The sequence below is a fragment of the Actinomycetospora sp. CA-101289 genome (assembly GCF_050955895.1).
Lineage (GTDB): Bacteria > Actinomycetota > Actinomycetes > Mycobacteriales > Pseudonocardiaceae > Actinomycetospora.
This window is the reverse complement of sequence record NZ_CP192093.1, coordinates 2,127,574-2,141,720: the sequence shown is the minus strand read 5'-3', so window position 1 is coordinate 2,141,720 and position 14,147 is coordinate 2,127,574. Positions and strand designations below refer to the sequence as shown.

Genomic DNA, 14,147 nt, shown 5'->3' with positions numbered 1-14,147 from the left:
GGGAGCCCGCTCAGCGAGCACGGAGGAGCACCCGGAGCGATCACTGCGCGCCCGGGCCTCGCGAGGGGCACATTCGGCAGGCGCCGGCCCCGTTGATCATGCGCAGCGTGCCCCTCGCGCCCGTGATCGCTCCCGGTGCTCCGTGAAGCCCGCCCAGCGAGCCGGGAGGAGCACCCGGAGCGATCACCACGCGCCCGAGCCCCGCGAGGGGCACACCAGGCAGGTCGAGGACCTGTCGATCATGCGCAGCGTGCCCCTCGCGCCCGTGATCGCTCCCGCTGCTCCGGGAAGCCCGCCCAGCGAGGCCGAAGGAGCACCCGGAGCGATCACCAGGCGCTCGGCACCCCGCCTACGTCCCCGTCACCGCCCAGCTCTCGCCCCGCACCCGCAGCCCCACCGCCACGGCGCGCGCGGCGATGAAGAGCGACAGCCCCGCCCAGATGCCGACGAGCCCCCAGTCGAGGACGAGGGACAACCAGATCATCGGGAGGAACGCGCCGAGCGCCGAGCCGACCGTGATCCGCCGCAGGTAGGCGGCGTCGCCGGCACCGAGCAGCACCCCGTCGAGCGCGAACACGTAGGCCGCGAGCGGCTGCAGCGCCACGAAGAACCACCACGCCTGCGGCACGACGTCGCGCACGGCGGGGTCGGGCGTGAACACCCCCGGCAGCACGCCCGCCGTCGCCGCGAACACCACACCGGCGACGCACCCGAGCACCAGGCCGTAGCGCGTGACCCGCCCGCTGACCCGGCGCGCCGTGCCCACCGCGGCCGCGCCCAGCGCCGCCCCGACCAGCGACTGCGCGGCGATGGCCAGCGCGTCGAGCACCGTGACCATGAAGACCCAGAGCTGCAGCACGATCTGGTGGGCGGCCACCGACGGCGCGCCGAAGCGCGCCGCCACCGCGGTCGCCGACAGGAAGCACGCCTGGAACGCCGCGCTGCGCAGGAGCAGGTCGCGCCCGAGCCCGAACTGGGCCCGCATGTCCGCGGTCACCGGCCGCAGCGCGACCCGCTCCCGCCCGAGCGCGACGAGGAACAGCACCCCGACCACCACCTGGGCGCCCACGTTCGCCCACGCCGAGCCCTCGAGACCCAGCGCCGGCACCGGCCCCGCGCCGTACACCAGCACCGGGCACGCGATCGCCGACAGCCCGTTTCCCGCGAGCACGACGACGATGGGGCGGCGGGTGTCCTGCACCCCGCGCATCCAGCCGTGGCCCGCGAGCGCGACGAGGATCCCGGGCGCGCCCCACACCGCGATCCGCAGCCAGCCCGTCGCGGCGTCGGCGACCGCTCCCCCGCCGCCCAGCAGCGCGGCGATCCACGGGGCCGCGAGCCAGCCCGCCAGCACCACGACGGCCCCGACGAGCAGGGCGATCCACGTCGCGGCGACGCCCTCGGCGACGGCGGCGGGGCGGTCGCCCGCGCCGTGGTGGCGGGCGGCGCGGGCCGTGGTGCCGTAGGCGAGGAACGTGCCCAGGCTCGCGACCTGCGCGAGCACGACCCCGCCCACCGCGAGGCCCGCCAGCGGCACGGCGCCGAGGTGCCCGACGACGGCGGTGTCGACCAGCAGGTAGAGCGGCTCGGCGACGAGGACGACGAGCGCGGAGGAGGCCAGCGCGAGCACCCGGCGTGGACCCGGGTCGAGCGCTGCGTCCCGGGCGGTCATCCCAGCAACGGCGCGTCCGCGAGCGCGCGGCGGACGCGGTTGAGGATCTCCGGGGCGTCGCCGTCGAGCGTGAACCCCGACGCCACGCGGTGCCCGCCCCCGCCCAGGGCCGAGGCCGCGGCGGCGACGTCGATGTGGCCCTTAGAGCGCATCGAGGCGGTCCAGCGGTGCTCGCCGACCTGCTTGAGGACGACGGCGGCCTCGGCCTCGGCGGTGGTGCGCAGGACGTCGATGACGCTCTCGACCTCCTCCTGCCGGCCGCCGCTGACGAGGTCGCGGCGGATCAGCGCGTGCACGAGGCCCAGGCCCCGCGCCTCGTCGACCTCCAGGGTCGCCGTGGCCAGCACCGCCGACAGCATCGCCAACCACGAGAACGGGTGGGTGTCGAGCAGGGGACGCGTCACGGCCTCGGCGTCGACACCGGCGACGAGCAGGCGCGCCGCCATGGCGTGGGTGTCGGGCGACGCGGCGCGGAAGTTGCGGGTGTCGGTGACGAGCCCGGCGTAGAGGCACCGCGCGGTCGGCAGGTCGACCGACGCCCCCATCGCGTCGAGCAGGTGCAGCACCATCACGGCGGTGGCCTCGGCGCGCGGGTCGACGTAGTAGTGGGTGCCGAAGCCCGCGTTGGACACGTGGTGGTCGATGACCAGCGTCGTCCCGGCCGTGGTCGCCCGGTCGGCGAGCGGGCCGAGGCGGTCGACGCTGCCGGTGTCGAGGACGACGAGCAGCTCCGGCGCGGGCACGACGCGGTCGGCGGGCACCACGAGGCCGTCGACGTCGAGGTCGCGCAACGACTCCGCCGGGCGCTCGGGCGCGCCGAACGACACCTGGACCTCGGCGCCCCGGCGGTGCAGCGCGAGGCCCAGCGCCAGGGCGCTGCCCAGCGCGTCGGCGTCGGGGTTGACGTGGGCGAGCAGGACGACCTGCCGCGCGGCGGTCAGCAGGCCGACCGCCTCGGCGAGGTCGACCGGCCGGCTCGTCCCGTCCACCATGGCCGGTGCGCTCCCCTCGTCCGCGCGCCCTCCGCGGGCGCCCGCGTGACCGTACGGAGGCGGCGTCAGCCCGTCGACCGTGCCCCGGGCAGGTCGGAGCCGGACCCGAGGTCGGCGGGCTCGTCCCCCACCGGCAGGTCCTCGTCGTCGTCCTCGCGGGGCTTGCGGTACGGGTCGGCCTCGCCGGCGTAGGTCGCGCCGACCGCGAGCGCCTCGACCTCGGCGTCGGCCTGGCGGGCGCCCTCGAGCAGCTCGTCGAGACGCTTGGCACCCTCGGGCACCGCGTCCGGGACGAACTCCAGGGTCGGCGTGAAGCGGACCCCGGTGTGGCGGCCGACGGCGCTGCGCACCACGCCCTTGGCGCTGGCCAGCGCGGCCGCGGAGCCGGTGCGCTCGGGCTCGCCGCCGTAGACGGTGTAGAAGACGGTGGCCTCGCGCAGGTCGGGCGTCACGCGGGCGTCGGTGATCGTCACCATCGCCAGGCGCGGGTCCTTGACCTCGTGCTCGAGGGTCGAGGCGACGATCTGGGAGATCCGCTTGGCGAGCCTGCGGGCCCGTGGCGCGTCGACCATGGCGAACGCTCCTTCTGGGAGTGGGGACTAGTCGTCGTGCGGGCCCAGCCAGCGGGTCCGCGCCGAGAGCACCTGGAACTCGGGGTGGGCGGCGACGACGCGCTCGCACTGGTCGAGCACCTCGCCGACGTGCGCGGCGTCGGCCGCGACCGCCGCCACCCCGAGGAGGGCGCGCCGGTGCAGGTCGAGGTGGCCGGCCTCGGCGACCGCCACCCCGTACCGCTTGAGCTCGGCCACGACGGGACGGACGACCGAGCGCTTCTGCTTGATCGAGCCGACCTCACCGCCGAGCAGCAGGTCGAGCTCCAGGGCACCGACGTACACGGGGCATCCGGTCCGGGGAGGAGGGTGCCTCGGGGCGGCCGGACCGACCGCCCCGAGGCATCACGCACTACTCGCGGGGCTTCTCCCGCATCTCGTAGGTCATGATCTTGTCCTCGACCTTGATGTCGTTGAACGACCCGAGCGTCAGACCGCACTCGTAGCCGTCGCGGACCTCGGTCGCGTCGTCCTTGAACCGCTTGAGCGAGTTCACCGTGAGGCTCTCCGCGACCACCGCACCGTCGCGGACCAGGCGGGCCTTGGCGTTGCGGCGGATGATCCCCTCGGTGACCAGGCAACCGGCGATCGCGCCGACACGCGAGGAGCGGAAGACCTCGCGCACCTCCGCGGTGCCGAGCTCCACCTCCTCGTAGATCGGCTTGAGCTTGCCCTTGAGGGCCTGCTCGATCTCGTCGATGGCCTGGTAGATCACCGAGTAGTAGCGGATGTCGATGCCCTCGCGGGTGGCCAGCTCCGTGGCCTTGCCCTCGGCCCGGACGTTGAAGCCCAGGACGATGACGTCGGAGGCGATCGCGAGGTTGATGTCGCCCTCGGTGATCGCACCGACGCCGCGGTGCAGCACCCGCAGCTGGACCTCCTCGCCCACGTCGATCTTCATGAGCGCGTCCTCGAGAGCCTCGACGGTTCCCGAGTTGTCGCCCTTGATGATCAGGTTGAGCTCGTTGGTCTCCTTCAGCGCGGCGTCGAGGTCCTCGAGGCTGACGCGCTTGCGGCGGCTCGCCAGCTGCGCGTTGCGCTCGCGGGCGCGGCGGCGGTCGGCGATCTGCCGGGCCACGCGATCCTCGTCGACGACGAGGAACGTGTCGCCCGCGCCGGGCACCGACGTGAAGCCGATGACCTGCACCGGACGGGAGGGCAGGGCCTCCTTCACGTCCTCGCCGAACTCGTCGAGCATCCGTCGGACGCGGCCCGACGCGTCGCCGGCGACGACCGAGTCGCCGACGTGCAGCGTGCCGCGCTGCACCAGCACCGTGGCCACGGGACCGCGGCCGCGGTCGAGGTGCGCCTCGATCGCGACACCCTGGGCCTCCATGTCCGGGTTGGCCCGGAGGTCCAGCGAGGCGTCCGCGGTGAGCAGGACGGCCTCGAGCAGCCCGTCGATGTTGATGTTCTGGCGGGCCGAGATGTCGACGAACATCGTGTCGCCGCCGAACTCCTCGGCCACCAGCCCGTACTCGGTGAGCTGCTGCCGGATCTTGGCCGGGTTGGCGCCCTCCTTGTCGATCTTGTTGACCGCCACCACGATCGGCACGTCGGCCGCCTGCGCGTGGTTGATCGCCTCGATCGTCTGGGGCATGACGCCGTCGTCGGCCGCGACCACGATCACCGCGATGTCCGTGGACTTCGCGCCTCGGGCACGCATGGCGGTGAACGCCTCGTGACCCGGGGTGTCGATGAAGGTGATCTTGCGCTCGACGCCCTCGAGCTCGGTGTCGACCTGGTAGGCGCCGATGTGCTGGGTGATGCCGCCGGCCTCGGCCTCGGCCACCTTCGTCTTGCGGATGGTGTCCAGCAGGCGCGTCTTGCCGTGGTCGACGTGACCCATGACCGTGACGACCGGCGGACGGGCCTCGAGGTCTTCGTCGCCACCGTCGTCGGAGCCGTAGGTGAGCGAGAACGACTCCAGGAGCTCGCGGTCCTCCTCCTCGGGGGAGACGACCTGCACCTGGTAGTTCATCTCGCCGCCGAGCAGCTCGAGGATGTCGTCGGAGACCGACTGGGTCGCCGTGACCATCTCGCCGAGGTGGAACAGGACCTGCACGAGCGACGCCGGGTTGGCGTCGATCTTCTCGGCGAAGTCGGTGAGCGAGGCACCGCGCGGCAGGCGGACGACCTCACCACGGCCCTTCGGCAGGCGGACGCCGCCGACCGAGGGGGCCTGCATGTTGTCGAACTCCTGGCGCTTCTGCCGCTTCGACTTGCGGCCACGACGCACCGGGCCACCGGCGCGCCCGAAGGCACCCGCGGCACCGCCGCCACGACCACGGCCACCGGGGCCGCCGGGACGGCCACCGCCGCCACGGAAACCGCCGCCACCCGCGGGGGCGCCGCCCCCACCGGGGCCGCCACCGCCGCCGGGACGGAACCCACCGGGGGCTCCGCGACCGCCACCGGGTCCACCGGGGCCGCCACGACCCGCACCGGGACCACCGCGACCGGCGCCGGGGCCACCGGGGCCACCGGGGCCACCGCGTCCGGGCGGACCGGCCGGGCGGGCCGGCATCATGCCGGGGTTCGGGCGCGGGGGCATGTTGCCCGGGGTCGCGCTGCCGCCGCCGGGACGCGGCGGACGGTCGGCCGCGGCCGCGGGACGCTCGCCGTCACGCGGCGGGCGCGGGGCGGGGGCGTCGCCGTCACGCGGCGGGCGCGGGCCCTGACCCGGCGCCTGGCCGGGCTGCTGCGGGCGCTGCGGACGCGGCGGGGCGCCGGAGCCGACACCGAACGGGTTGTTGCCGACCCGCGGCGACTTCGGGCCGGGCTTCGGCGCCTGCGGGCGCGGCGGCACCGTGGAGGTGTCGCCACCCTGCGGGCCGGCCTGGCCGTCCTGGGCCGCGGCCGGGCGCTGCTGCTGGCGCGAGCCGTCGCGGCCGTCGCGGTTGCCCATGCGCTGGTCGCCGCCACGCTCGGCGGGACGGTCGCCACCCGGGCGCGGGATGCCACCGGGGCGCGGGCGGTCGCCGCCCGGACGGGGACGGTCTCCTGCGGGCGCCTGGCCACCGTCGGTGGACGGAGCCGCGGGGGCCTCCGGCGCCGCCGCGGACGCCGCCGCGGGCTGGGCCTCGGGCTCGGCCGCGGGCTGCTGGCCCGGGGACGCGGGACGGGGTCCGGGACGCGGGGCGCCGCCGTTGCCGCCGCCGGCGGGCTGGTCGGGACGGGGACCGGGGGCCGCGTCGGGGCGCGGGGCGCCACCGGACGAGCCACCGGCCGACGGGCCGGGTCGGGGCGCACCGCCGCCGGGCCGCGGCCCGGGGGACGCGCCGGGGCGCGGCCGGCGGCCGCTGCCGCCGTTGCCGCCGCCGGACATGGAGTCGCGCAGCTTGCGCGCGACGGGGGCCTCCACCGTCGAGGACGCCGACTTGACGAACTCGCCGAGGGACTCCAGCTGTGTGAGTACCTGCTTGCTGGTGACGCCGAGCTCCTTCGCGAGCTCGTGCACCCGGGCCTTGCCTGCCACTGATCTCCTCATCCTCGAGGTCAGCGGGGGGCCCGCGACCTCGTCTCCTACGCCTGCGCCTTCATCGTGAGGGCTTCACGGCTGGCTCATGGGGGTCGACCTGCTTCCTGGTACCAGCGCGACGGTCGTCGCGCCTGTGTCGCGACCCGGTGGGCGGGGCGACGGATCCCGGGTCGAGCAGTGCGCGCAGCGCACCGGTGTCCAACGGCCCCGGGACACGCAGCGCCCGGGGGAAGGCCGACCGGCGCTCCGCACGGTGGAGGCAGTCCGCCTCGGGGTGCACCCACGCACCACGACCGGGCAACCGACGCCGCGGGTCGGGATCGACGACCCCGTCCACAGCCACCACTCGCAGGAGTTCCGACGCCGAGGCCCGCGAACGACAGCCGATGCAGGTGCGCACCGGTCCGGGAACGTCACTGCGACGATCGCGATCCGACGCCACCCCACGACCGGGCTCGCGGGTTCGGGCCACCGGTCACTCTACCGCGCCACTCGACGACTGCTCGACCCCGCCACCGGGGACCTCGACCGGTCCGGACGGATCACCGGAACGGCCCTGGACACCGGCGTCGTCGGTGGACCCCTCGTCGGCGAGCTCGTCGTCGGCGGGCGGCGGCTCCGCGTCCGAGCGGATGTCGATGCGCCAGCCCGTGAGCCGGGCGGCGAGGCGGGCGTTCTGCCCCTCCTTGCCGATGGCCAGCGACAGCTGGAAGTCCGGCACGACGACCCGTGCGGCGCGGGCGCGGGCGTCGACGACGGTCACCGAGACGACCTTCGACGGCGAGAGGGCGTTGCCGACGTAGGTGGCCGGGTCCTCCGCCCAGTCGATGATGTCGATCTTCTCGCCGTTGAGCTCGCTCATCACGCCGCGGACGCGCGCACCCATCGGGCCGATGCACGCGCCCTTCGCGCCGAGCCCGGGGACCAGGGACCGCACGGCGATCTTGGAGCGGTGCCCGGCCTCGCGCGCCACGTTGACGATCTCGACGTGGCCCGCGGCGATCTCGGGCACCTCGAAGGCGAACAGGCGGCGCACGAGGTTCGGGTGGGTGCGCGAGAGCGTCACCGACACGCCACGCGGGCCCCGGTTGACGCCGACGACGTAGCAGCGCAGGCGCGCGCCGTGCTCGTAGCGCTCGCCGGGCACCTGCTCGGCCGCGGGCAGCACGCCCTCGATCGAGCCGATCTCCACGACCACCACGCCGCGGGCGTTGGCTCGGGCGTCGCGCTGGACGACGCCTGCGACGACCTCGCCCTCCTTGGCGGAGAACTCCCCGTACGTGCGCTCGTGCTCGGCGTCGCGCAGGCGCTGGACGACGACCTGGCGCGCGGTCGACGCCGCGATCCGCCCGAAGCCGTCGGGGGTGTCGTCGTACTCGCCGAGCACCTCGCCGTCGTCGCCGGTCTCGGGCACGAGGACCGCGACCGTCCCGCTCTTGCGGTCGACCTCGACGCGCGCCTTCGGGTTCTCGCCGCCGTTCTGCCGGTACGCGGTGAGCAGGGCGGTCTCGATCGCGGACAGCACGGTCTCGAACGGGATCTCCTTGTCCCGCTCGATGGCGCGCAGCGCGGCGATGTCGACCTTCACGACCGTTCCTCCTGTCCGTGCGCGTCCGTCCCGCCGGTGGCCTCGGCGACGAGCGCCTCGACCTCGGAGGTGGGCGCCGGCTTGAACTCGACCTCGACCACGGCCAGCCGGACGTCGTCCAGCGGGAGCCGGTGCAGCACCGGCCCGCGGGGGGTGCCCTCCGCGAGCGTCACGGTCCCCCCGTCCCCGGCCCCGGTGTCGGCACCGTCGCTGACCGGGCCGACGCGCGCGGTGAGCGCGGAGCCGTCGGTGCGCGTGACGGCCACCCGGCGCAGCCACGCCCGCCGCCAGTGGTGCGGGCGGGTGAGCGGTCGGTCGGTGCCCGGGGTGGACACCTCGAGGGTGTACTCGCCGCCGGGCAGCGGGCTCCCGTCCTCCTCGGCCGCGTCGAGCACCGCCGAGAGCGCGCGGCTCACACCGGCGACGGCGTCGAGGTCCGGGCCGGGGGCGGGCGGGTCGTGCGGGCCGGGGACGTCGGCGGTGTCCACCACGACGCGCACCACCTGGCGTCGCCCGGCCGGGCGCACCTCGAGGTCGTCCAGCACGAAGCCGGCCTTCTCCACGACCTCGACGACGGTCGGGCGCAGCCGCGCGGCAGTCTGGTCACGACTGTCGCCGGCGGGCGCGGGGGGCGTCCCTCGGGACAACGGGGCTCCTCACGAGCGGGCCCGCCGGGGCGGCGACGTCGCGGGGCGACGAGCGCGCCGGGGGCGGGCCGAGATCATCGGGTGGGCGCGGACGCGCAGTGGTCCAGCCTAGCGCTCGCCCCGGCGCGGCCCCCTCGCGCGGGCGACGCCGCCGCGGGGCCCGGCTGGCACACTGGCCCCCCGTGGTCGCCGTGGACACCGCCGCGCCCGGAGCCGGCCCGCCGACGGGCACGCCCCGGCGCACGGTGCTGCGCACCACGGCCGCGCTGGCCGCGCTCGGCGGTCTCGCGGGGCTCGCCGCCGGCGGGTGCGCCCGCCCGCCGGAGGGCCCCGACGAGCTCGAGGCCCCGCTCGCCGCGGCCCGCTCCGACGTGGCCGTCGCCACGGCGGCCGTCGCCGCCTCCCCCGACCTCGCCACCCGCCTGACTCCGCTGGCCGACGCCCGCCGGGCGCACGCGGACGCGCTCGCCGCCGAGGTCCGGCGCGCCCGCCCCGACCGGGCGCCCGCCGTCGACGCCCCCGCGACGGCCCCGGAGCGCCCCGCCAGCGCCGCGGCCGCGGTCACCGCGCTGAAGACCTCGCTGGGCGCCGCCCGGGACGCCGCGGGCGCGCTGGCGCTCACCACCGAGCCCCACCGCTGCGGACTGCTGACCTCCGTCGCCGCGAGCTGCGCCGGCCAGGTGACGGTGCTCGGGTGACCTCTCCTCTCGACGACGACGACCTCGAGGACGCGATGCTCGCCGCGCTCGCCACCGAGCACGCCGCGATCTGGGTCTACGGGCTGGTCTCGGCGTTCCTGCCCGCGACGGCCACCGCCGCCGTCACCGCCGCCTCGCTGGCCCACCGCGAGCGCCGGGACGCGGTGGTCGCGCTGCTGGCGCGCACCGGGGTCACCGCGCCGCCCGCCGCCGCGGCCTACCGCCCGCCCGCGCCGGTGACCGACGCCGCCTCGGCCGCGGGGCTCGCCGTGGTGGCCGAGGACGACGTCGCCGCCGCGTGGCGCGCGGTGGCCGAGCGCACGAGCGCGCCCGAGGACGCCGAGCTGCGCCGCCTCGCGCTGGACGCGGTGACGGTCGCGGCCACCACCGGGGTGGCGTGGCGCCGCCTCGCCGGCCGGACCCCGCTCGTCCCGCCGTTCCCGGGGGACGGTTCGGGCGTCTGAGCCCGGAGGTCAGCGCAGCGCGAGCGCCGCGCGGGAGATGCGGTCGAGCGCGTCGCCGTCGGTGAAGTCCTCGTCGATGCCGTCGGCCTCGGCGACCATGACCCGGTCGCCGAGCTGCGCCGACGCGTAGCCCTGGCCCGAGAGCGCGGGCGGGGCGCCGGGGTAGCCGCGCTGCTCGCGCAGCAGGTCGGAGATGTTCCCGGTGCCGTTGCTGTCGACCACCGAGCGGAAGGCGCCGGCCGTGGTCGTGTCGGGCATCTGGACGGTGGCGATGGCCACGACGACCTCCTGCCCGTCCGCGACCCCGGACCACAGGGAGCGGTCGAGGTGCAGGCAGCCGCGCTCGCGCAGGAAGGCCTGCGCCTGGCCGTAGGCGTGGCCCTCGCAGGACGCGTCGTAGGTGACGACCTGGCGGGTGAAGGTGACGCCGTCCACGGTGCGCGTGGCGCTCGGGTCGGGGTCCGGCTCGCCGCCGCCGGTGGCCGCGCGGCCGACGAGGATCGCCAGGGCGAGGGCCACGAGGAAGGCGGCGACGGCGGCGACGGTCAGGCCCCGCCAGCCCCACACCCAGTCGGGCAGCGAGCCGCCGTAGCGGCTGCGGGCCACGCGAGCGGCGCGGCCGGCGCGCCCGGGGCCGGCGAGCAGCCCGATGGCCCGGCCGGACGGCGGGCCCGACGACTCGGGGGCGGTGGACGGCAGGCGTCCCGTGCGGGGCAGGGACCCGTGGCGTGACCCCGAGGTGTCGGCGGGGCCGTCGTCCGGCACCGGCACGGGGGCGGTCTCGGGCGCGGCGCCCGCGTGCACCGCGGGCGTCTCGGGGTCGAGGAAGCCGGCCTCGGCGAGCCGGGCGGCGTCGGGCACGTGCTCGGCGAGGCGGAAGGCGACCAGCAGCCGGCGCAGGTCCTCGACGTCGATCACCCGGAACGAGCCGACCGGCGCGACGAGCGCGGCGCGGGTGTCGTCGGGGCCGTCCCCGGCACCGCCGTCGTCCCGGGTGCCGAGCACCCGGCGCGGCGCCACGCAGGACGGCTCGGGCAGCAGGAGCAGGCGGTCGAGCTCCTCGGCGACGGAGACGGCGGTCGGTCCCGGCGCACCGCGGCCGACCCCGGTGGGCGGGGTGTCCAGACGCCCGCCGCCCGCGGCGACCGACTCGCGGGCGGCCTCGCGCTCGCTCGCGGACAGCGGGGCGAGACCGAGCACGCCGTCGGGACGCACCACCACGGCGTCGAGCACGCCGTCGGCGCCACCGGGCAGCGCCACGACGACACCGGGAACGCGCGCCTCGGCCGCCGCGGCGTCCAGGAGCGCGCGCAGCCGCGAGACCCGCTCCGGAGCGATACCGAGACGGGGATCGGGGGCCAGGACCAGCATCCGATCCTCCACGTTCTCCGGACTTGGACCGCGCTCAACGTAGCCGAGCGGGTCACGTTCCGATCACGACCCCCGCCCGGCGGGGCTGTACCGATGGTCGAGCTCCGCTGCGCTGCGTCTCCCTACCGCGACAGGCGGCGGCGCTCGCCCGTCCGCGCCACGATCGGCACCGCCACCCGCGCGAGGCCGGGCAGCGCCGCCGAGGTGCGCTGCAGCGCCGCCCGCCACGAGGGCAGGGTCCGCATCGCGCGCCGCGACCCGATCATGCCCATGGCGGCGTCCACCACCTCGTCGATCGAGAGCAGCCGGGTCCCGGTGAACAGGAGGGCCGCGCTCGGCCGGTGGGCGACGGCGCTGACCAGCGAGGTGTCGACGACGTCGGGGCACAGCGCGCGCACCCGGATGGGGCGGCGCGCGGAGGCCAGCTCGATGTCGAGGGCCTGGGAGTAGCTCAGCGCGGCGGCCTTGCTCGCCCCGTAGAGGGCGAAGCCCGGCGTCGGCCCGAGGCCCGAGAGCGAGACGACGTTGAGGACGTCGCCGCGGCGCATGACGTCCACGGCCGCGCGGCTGCCGTGCACGACGCCGAGGGTGTTCACCTCGAAGGTCGTGGTGACCTCGTCGTCGCGGGCCTCCCAGGCCGGCGCCGTCGAGAGCACGCCGGCGTTGTTGACCCACACCCGGACGTCGCCGAGCGCGGCCGCGGCCAGGGCCACCGCCCGGTGGGCGGACGGGTCGCGCACGTCGAGGGGCATCGCGGTGGCGGGGCCGTCGAGGGTCTCGGCGGTCGCCTGCGCGGCGTCCCCGTCGACGTCGGTGACGACGACGTGGTGGCCGCGGGCCGAGAGCGCCGCGGCGAGGCCCGCGCCGATCCCGCGACCCGCACCGGTCACGACGGCGACGGAGAGGTGTCCCTGGCGGGGTTCGGGCTGCACGGCGGCATTCTGGCCCCTCGCCGCGCGCGCTCCCCGCCTACCCTCGGTCGGCGTGTACAGCGAGGAGATCCAGGTCCGCACCGGCGACCGCGAGACGGTCCGCGACATCACCGGGGAGTGCTCCCGGTTCGTGGAGGAGGCGGGCACCGCCGACGGGCTGCTGCACGTGTTCGTCCCGCACGCCACGGCCGGGGTGGCGATCATCGAGACCGGCGCCGGCAGCGACGGCGACCTGCTCACCCAGCTGCGCGAGCTGCTGCCCGCCGACGACCGCTGGTCGCACCGCCACGGCTCCCCCGGCCACGGCCGCGACCACGTGCTGCCCGCCCTCGTCGCCCCGTCGATGTCGGTGCCGGTGCTCGGCGGGCGCCTGGCGCTGGGGACCTGGCAGTCGGTGTGCCTCGTCGACACGAACACCGACAACCCCACCCGCAAGGTGCGCCTGAGCCTGCTCACCTAGTCGGGTCAGTCGCAGATCTCCGCGAGCCCCTCGGGACTCGTCGCGTGGTCCAGGGCCAGGGCCGCGGCCCCGAGCAGGGCGCCGTCGTCGCCGTGCCGCGCGTCGAGCACGGGCACCGGCCGGTCACGGCGGAAGGCCATGAGCGCGCCGGTGTAGGCCTCGTCGAACCCCGGCGACGCGCGCAGCCCGCGGGCCAGCCCGCCGAGCACGACGACGTCGGGGTCGTGGACGTGCACCACGCCGGCGATGCCCCGCGCCAGGCACGCGGCCACCCCGCGGACGGCCTCGACGGCGCGCGCCTCCCCGCCCGCGGCGCGGGCGAGGACGGCGTCACCGTAGGAGCGGGGGTCGGCGGGCGGGTCGTCGCCGAGCCGGCGGGCCAGCGCGCGGCCGTCGACGTCGGAGCCCCAGCAGCCCGTCGCGCCGCACACGCAGCGCCGGGCGGGGTCGCCGAACGGCAGGTGCCCGTACTCCCCCGCCGCCCCGCGCGCGCCGAGGTGCGGGTACCCGTCGAGCAGCAGCGCCCCGCCGAGGCCGACCTCGACGATGAGGTGGACGGCCGTGTGCGCGCCCGCCGCCGCCCCCGTGCGCGCCTCGGCGACGCCGGCGAGCGTGGCGTCGTTGCCCACGCGCAGCGGCACCGGGCCCAGCGCGGCCGCGACCGACGCGAGGTCGACGGCGTCCCAGGCCAGCTCGCCGGCGCTGACCAGGCCCTCGATCGACACGGGCGCCGGCGCGGCGAGCCCGACGGCCACGACGCGGTGCCCCGCGGCGACCCGGGCCACGGCCTCGCGCAGGGCGGCGGCGACCTGCTCGGGCTCGCGGTCGTGCCGGGCGCCGACGACCCCGGTGACCTCGCCGTCGAGACCCGCGAGCCCCACCCGCCAGTCCTCGTGGCGCACGTCCACCGCGACCACCCGCGGGCCGTCGGGGCAGGGTCCCAGGCAGGTGGTGGGACGCCCGCGCCCCTGGACCGGCGCGCGGCGCTCGGTGATCCAGCCGGCGTCGCGCAGGCGCGTCACCGTCTCGGTGACCGACGCGCTCGACAGCCCGAGACGGCGCCCGAGCTCGACCCGGGTCAGCCCGGGCGTGCGCCGGACCTCGCCGAGCACCTCCGCCTTCGTGCGCCAGCGGTCGACCCGGGCGCGACCGGGCTCACGCCCCGTCCCCGTTGACGCCGTCATGGGTCTGATTATGCTCGGAGACCGAGGATATTGTCGAGACGCAGGAG

Annotated in this window: 14 protein-coding genes; 3 read left to right on the top strand and 11 right to left on the bottom strand. The window is 76.8% G+C overall.

Going from position 1 to position 14,147, the window contains the following annotated elements; all coding sequences use genetic code 11:
* Window positions 1–349: 349 nt before the first annotated feature.
* The 8 genes from ACQPX6_RS10635 to rimP form a co-directional block, all read right to left on the bottom strand.
* Complete coding sequence (locus ACQPX6_RS10635; RefSeq protein ID WP_433787265.1) at window positions 350–1,672, bottom strand: MATE family efflux transporter; 1,323 nt, start codon at window positions 1,670–1,672, stop codon at window positions 350–352.
* A complete protein-coding gene (locus tag ACQPX6_RS10630) occupies window positions 1,669–2,664 on the bottom strand; it encodes a DHH family phosphoesterase (protein WP_433787264.1) in 996 nt (331 codons plus the stop codon). Before ACQPX6_RS10630 ends, ACQPX6_RS10635 begins: the two co-directional genes overlap by 4 nt.
* Window positions 2,665–2,729: 65 nt before the next feature.
* Window positions 2,730–3,236 (bottom strand): 30S ribosome-binding factor RbfA, encoded by a 507-nt coding sequence (gene rbfA / locus ACQPX6_RS10625; RefSeq protein WP_433787263.1) that lies wholly within the window; start codon window positions 3,234–3,236, stop codon window positions 2,730–2,732.
* Window positions 3,237–3,263: 27 nt separating this feature from the next.
* The gene (locus ACQPX6_RS10620; RefSeq protein WP_433787262.1) at window positions 3,264–3,560 is read right to left on the bottom strand and encodes a DUF503 family protein; all 297 of its coding nucleotides are present in this window, start codon (window positions 3,558–3,560) and stop codon (window positions 3,264–3,266) included.
* Between the two features lie 67 nt (window positions 3,561–3,627).
* A complete protein-coding gene (gene infB / locus ACQPX6_RS10615; protein WP_433787261.1) occupies window positions 3,628–6,753 on the bottom strand; it encodes a translation initiation factor IF-2 in 3,126 nt (1,041 codons plus the stop codon).
* Window positions 6,754–6,814: 61 nt separating this feature from the next.
* Window positions 6,815–7,093 carry a YlxR family protein gene (locus tag ACQPX6_RS10610; RefSeq protein WP_433787260.1) on the bottom strand — a complete coding sequence of 93 codons (279 nt, stop codon included), beginning with the start codon at window positions 7,091–7,093 and terminating at the stop codon, window positions 6,815–6,817.
* 138 nt (window positions 7,094–7,231) lie between these two features.
* Window positions 7,232–8,344, bottom strand: a complete 1,113-nt coding sequence (nusA, locus tag ACQPX6_RS10605; RefSeq protein ID WP_433787259.1) for a transcription termination factor NusA — start codon at window positions 8,342–8,344, stop codon at window positions 7,232–7,234.
* On the bottom strand, window positions 8,341–8,991 hold the full coding sequence (rimP, locus tag ACQPX6_RS10600) for a ribosome maturation factor RimP (RefSeq protein WP_433787258.1): 651 nt from the start codon (window positions 8,989–8,991) through the stop codon (window positions 8,341–8,343). Before rimP ends, nusA begins: the two co-directional genes overlap by 4 nt.
* A gap of 182 nt (window positions 8,992–9,173) precedes the next feature.
* Between rimP and ACQPX6_RS10595 the strand changes: the two genes are divergently transcribed.
* Together ACQPX6_RS10595 and ACQPX6_RS10590 are read left to right on the top strand one after the other, a co-directional pair.
* Window positions 9,174–9,689, top strand: a complete 516-nt coding sequence (locus tag ACQPX6_RS10595; protein WP_433787257.1) for a hypothetical protein — start codon at window positions 9,174–9,176, stop codon at window positions 9,687–9,689.
* On the top strand, window positions 9,686–10,153 hold the full coding sequence (locus tag ACQPX6_RS10590; protein ID WP_433787256.1) for a ferritin-like domain-containing protein: 468 nt from the start codon (window positions 9,686–9,688) through the stop codon (window positions 10,151–10,153). The genes ACQPX6_RS10595 and ACQPX6_RS10590 overlap by 4 nt, the downstream gene beginning before the upstream one ends.
* Window positions 10,154–10,162: 9 nt before the next feature.
* On the opposite strand, the gene ACQPX6_RS10585 is transcribed toward ACQPX6_RS10590, so the two are convergent.
* On the bottom strand, window positions 10,163–11,524 hold the full coding sequence (locus ACQPX6_RS10585; RefSeq protein WP_433787255.1) for a hypothetical protein: 1,362 nt from the start codon (window positions 11,522–11,524) through the stop codon (window positions 10,163–10,165).
* Between the two features lie 122 nt (window positions 11,525–11,646).
* Window positions 11,647–12,456 carry an SDR family oxidoreductase gene (locus tag ACQPX6_RS10580; RefSeq protein ID WP_433787254.1) on the bottom strand — a complete coding sequence of 270 codons (810 nt, stop codon included), beginning with the start codon at window positions 12,454–12,456 and terminating at the stop codon, window positions 11,647–11,649.
* 52 nt (window positions 12,457–12,508) lie between these two features.
* Here ACQPX6_RS10580 and ACQPX6_RS10575 point away from each other — a divergent pair, with 52 nt between their 5' ends.
* Window positions 12,509–12,916: a secondary thiamine-phosphate synthase enzyme YjbQ gene (locus ACQPX6_RS10575; protein WP_433787253.1), complete on the top strand. Its 408-nt coding sequence runs from the start codon at window positions 12,509–12,511 to the stop codon at window positions 12,914–12,916.
* A gap of 5 nt (window positions 12,917–12,921) precedes the next feature.
* Here ACQPX6_RS10575 and ACQPX6_RS10570 read toward each other — a convergent pair whose 3' ends face one another.
* Window positions 12,922–14,100 (bottom strand): ROK family transcriptional regulator, encoded by a 1,179-nt coding sequence (locus tag ACQPX6_RS10570; protein ID WP_433787252.1) that lies wholly within the window; start codon window positions 14,098–14,100, stop codon window positions 12,922–12,924.
* Between the last annotated feature and the right edge of the window lie 47 nt (window positions 14,101–14,147).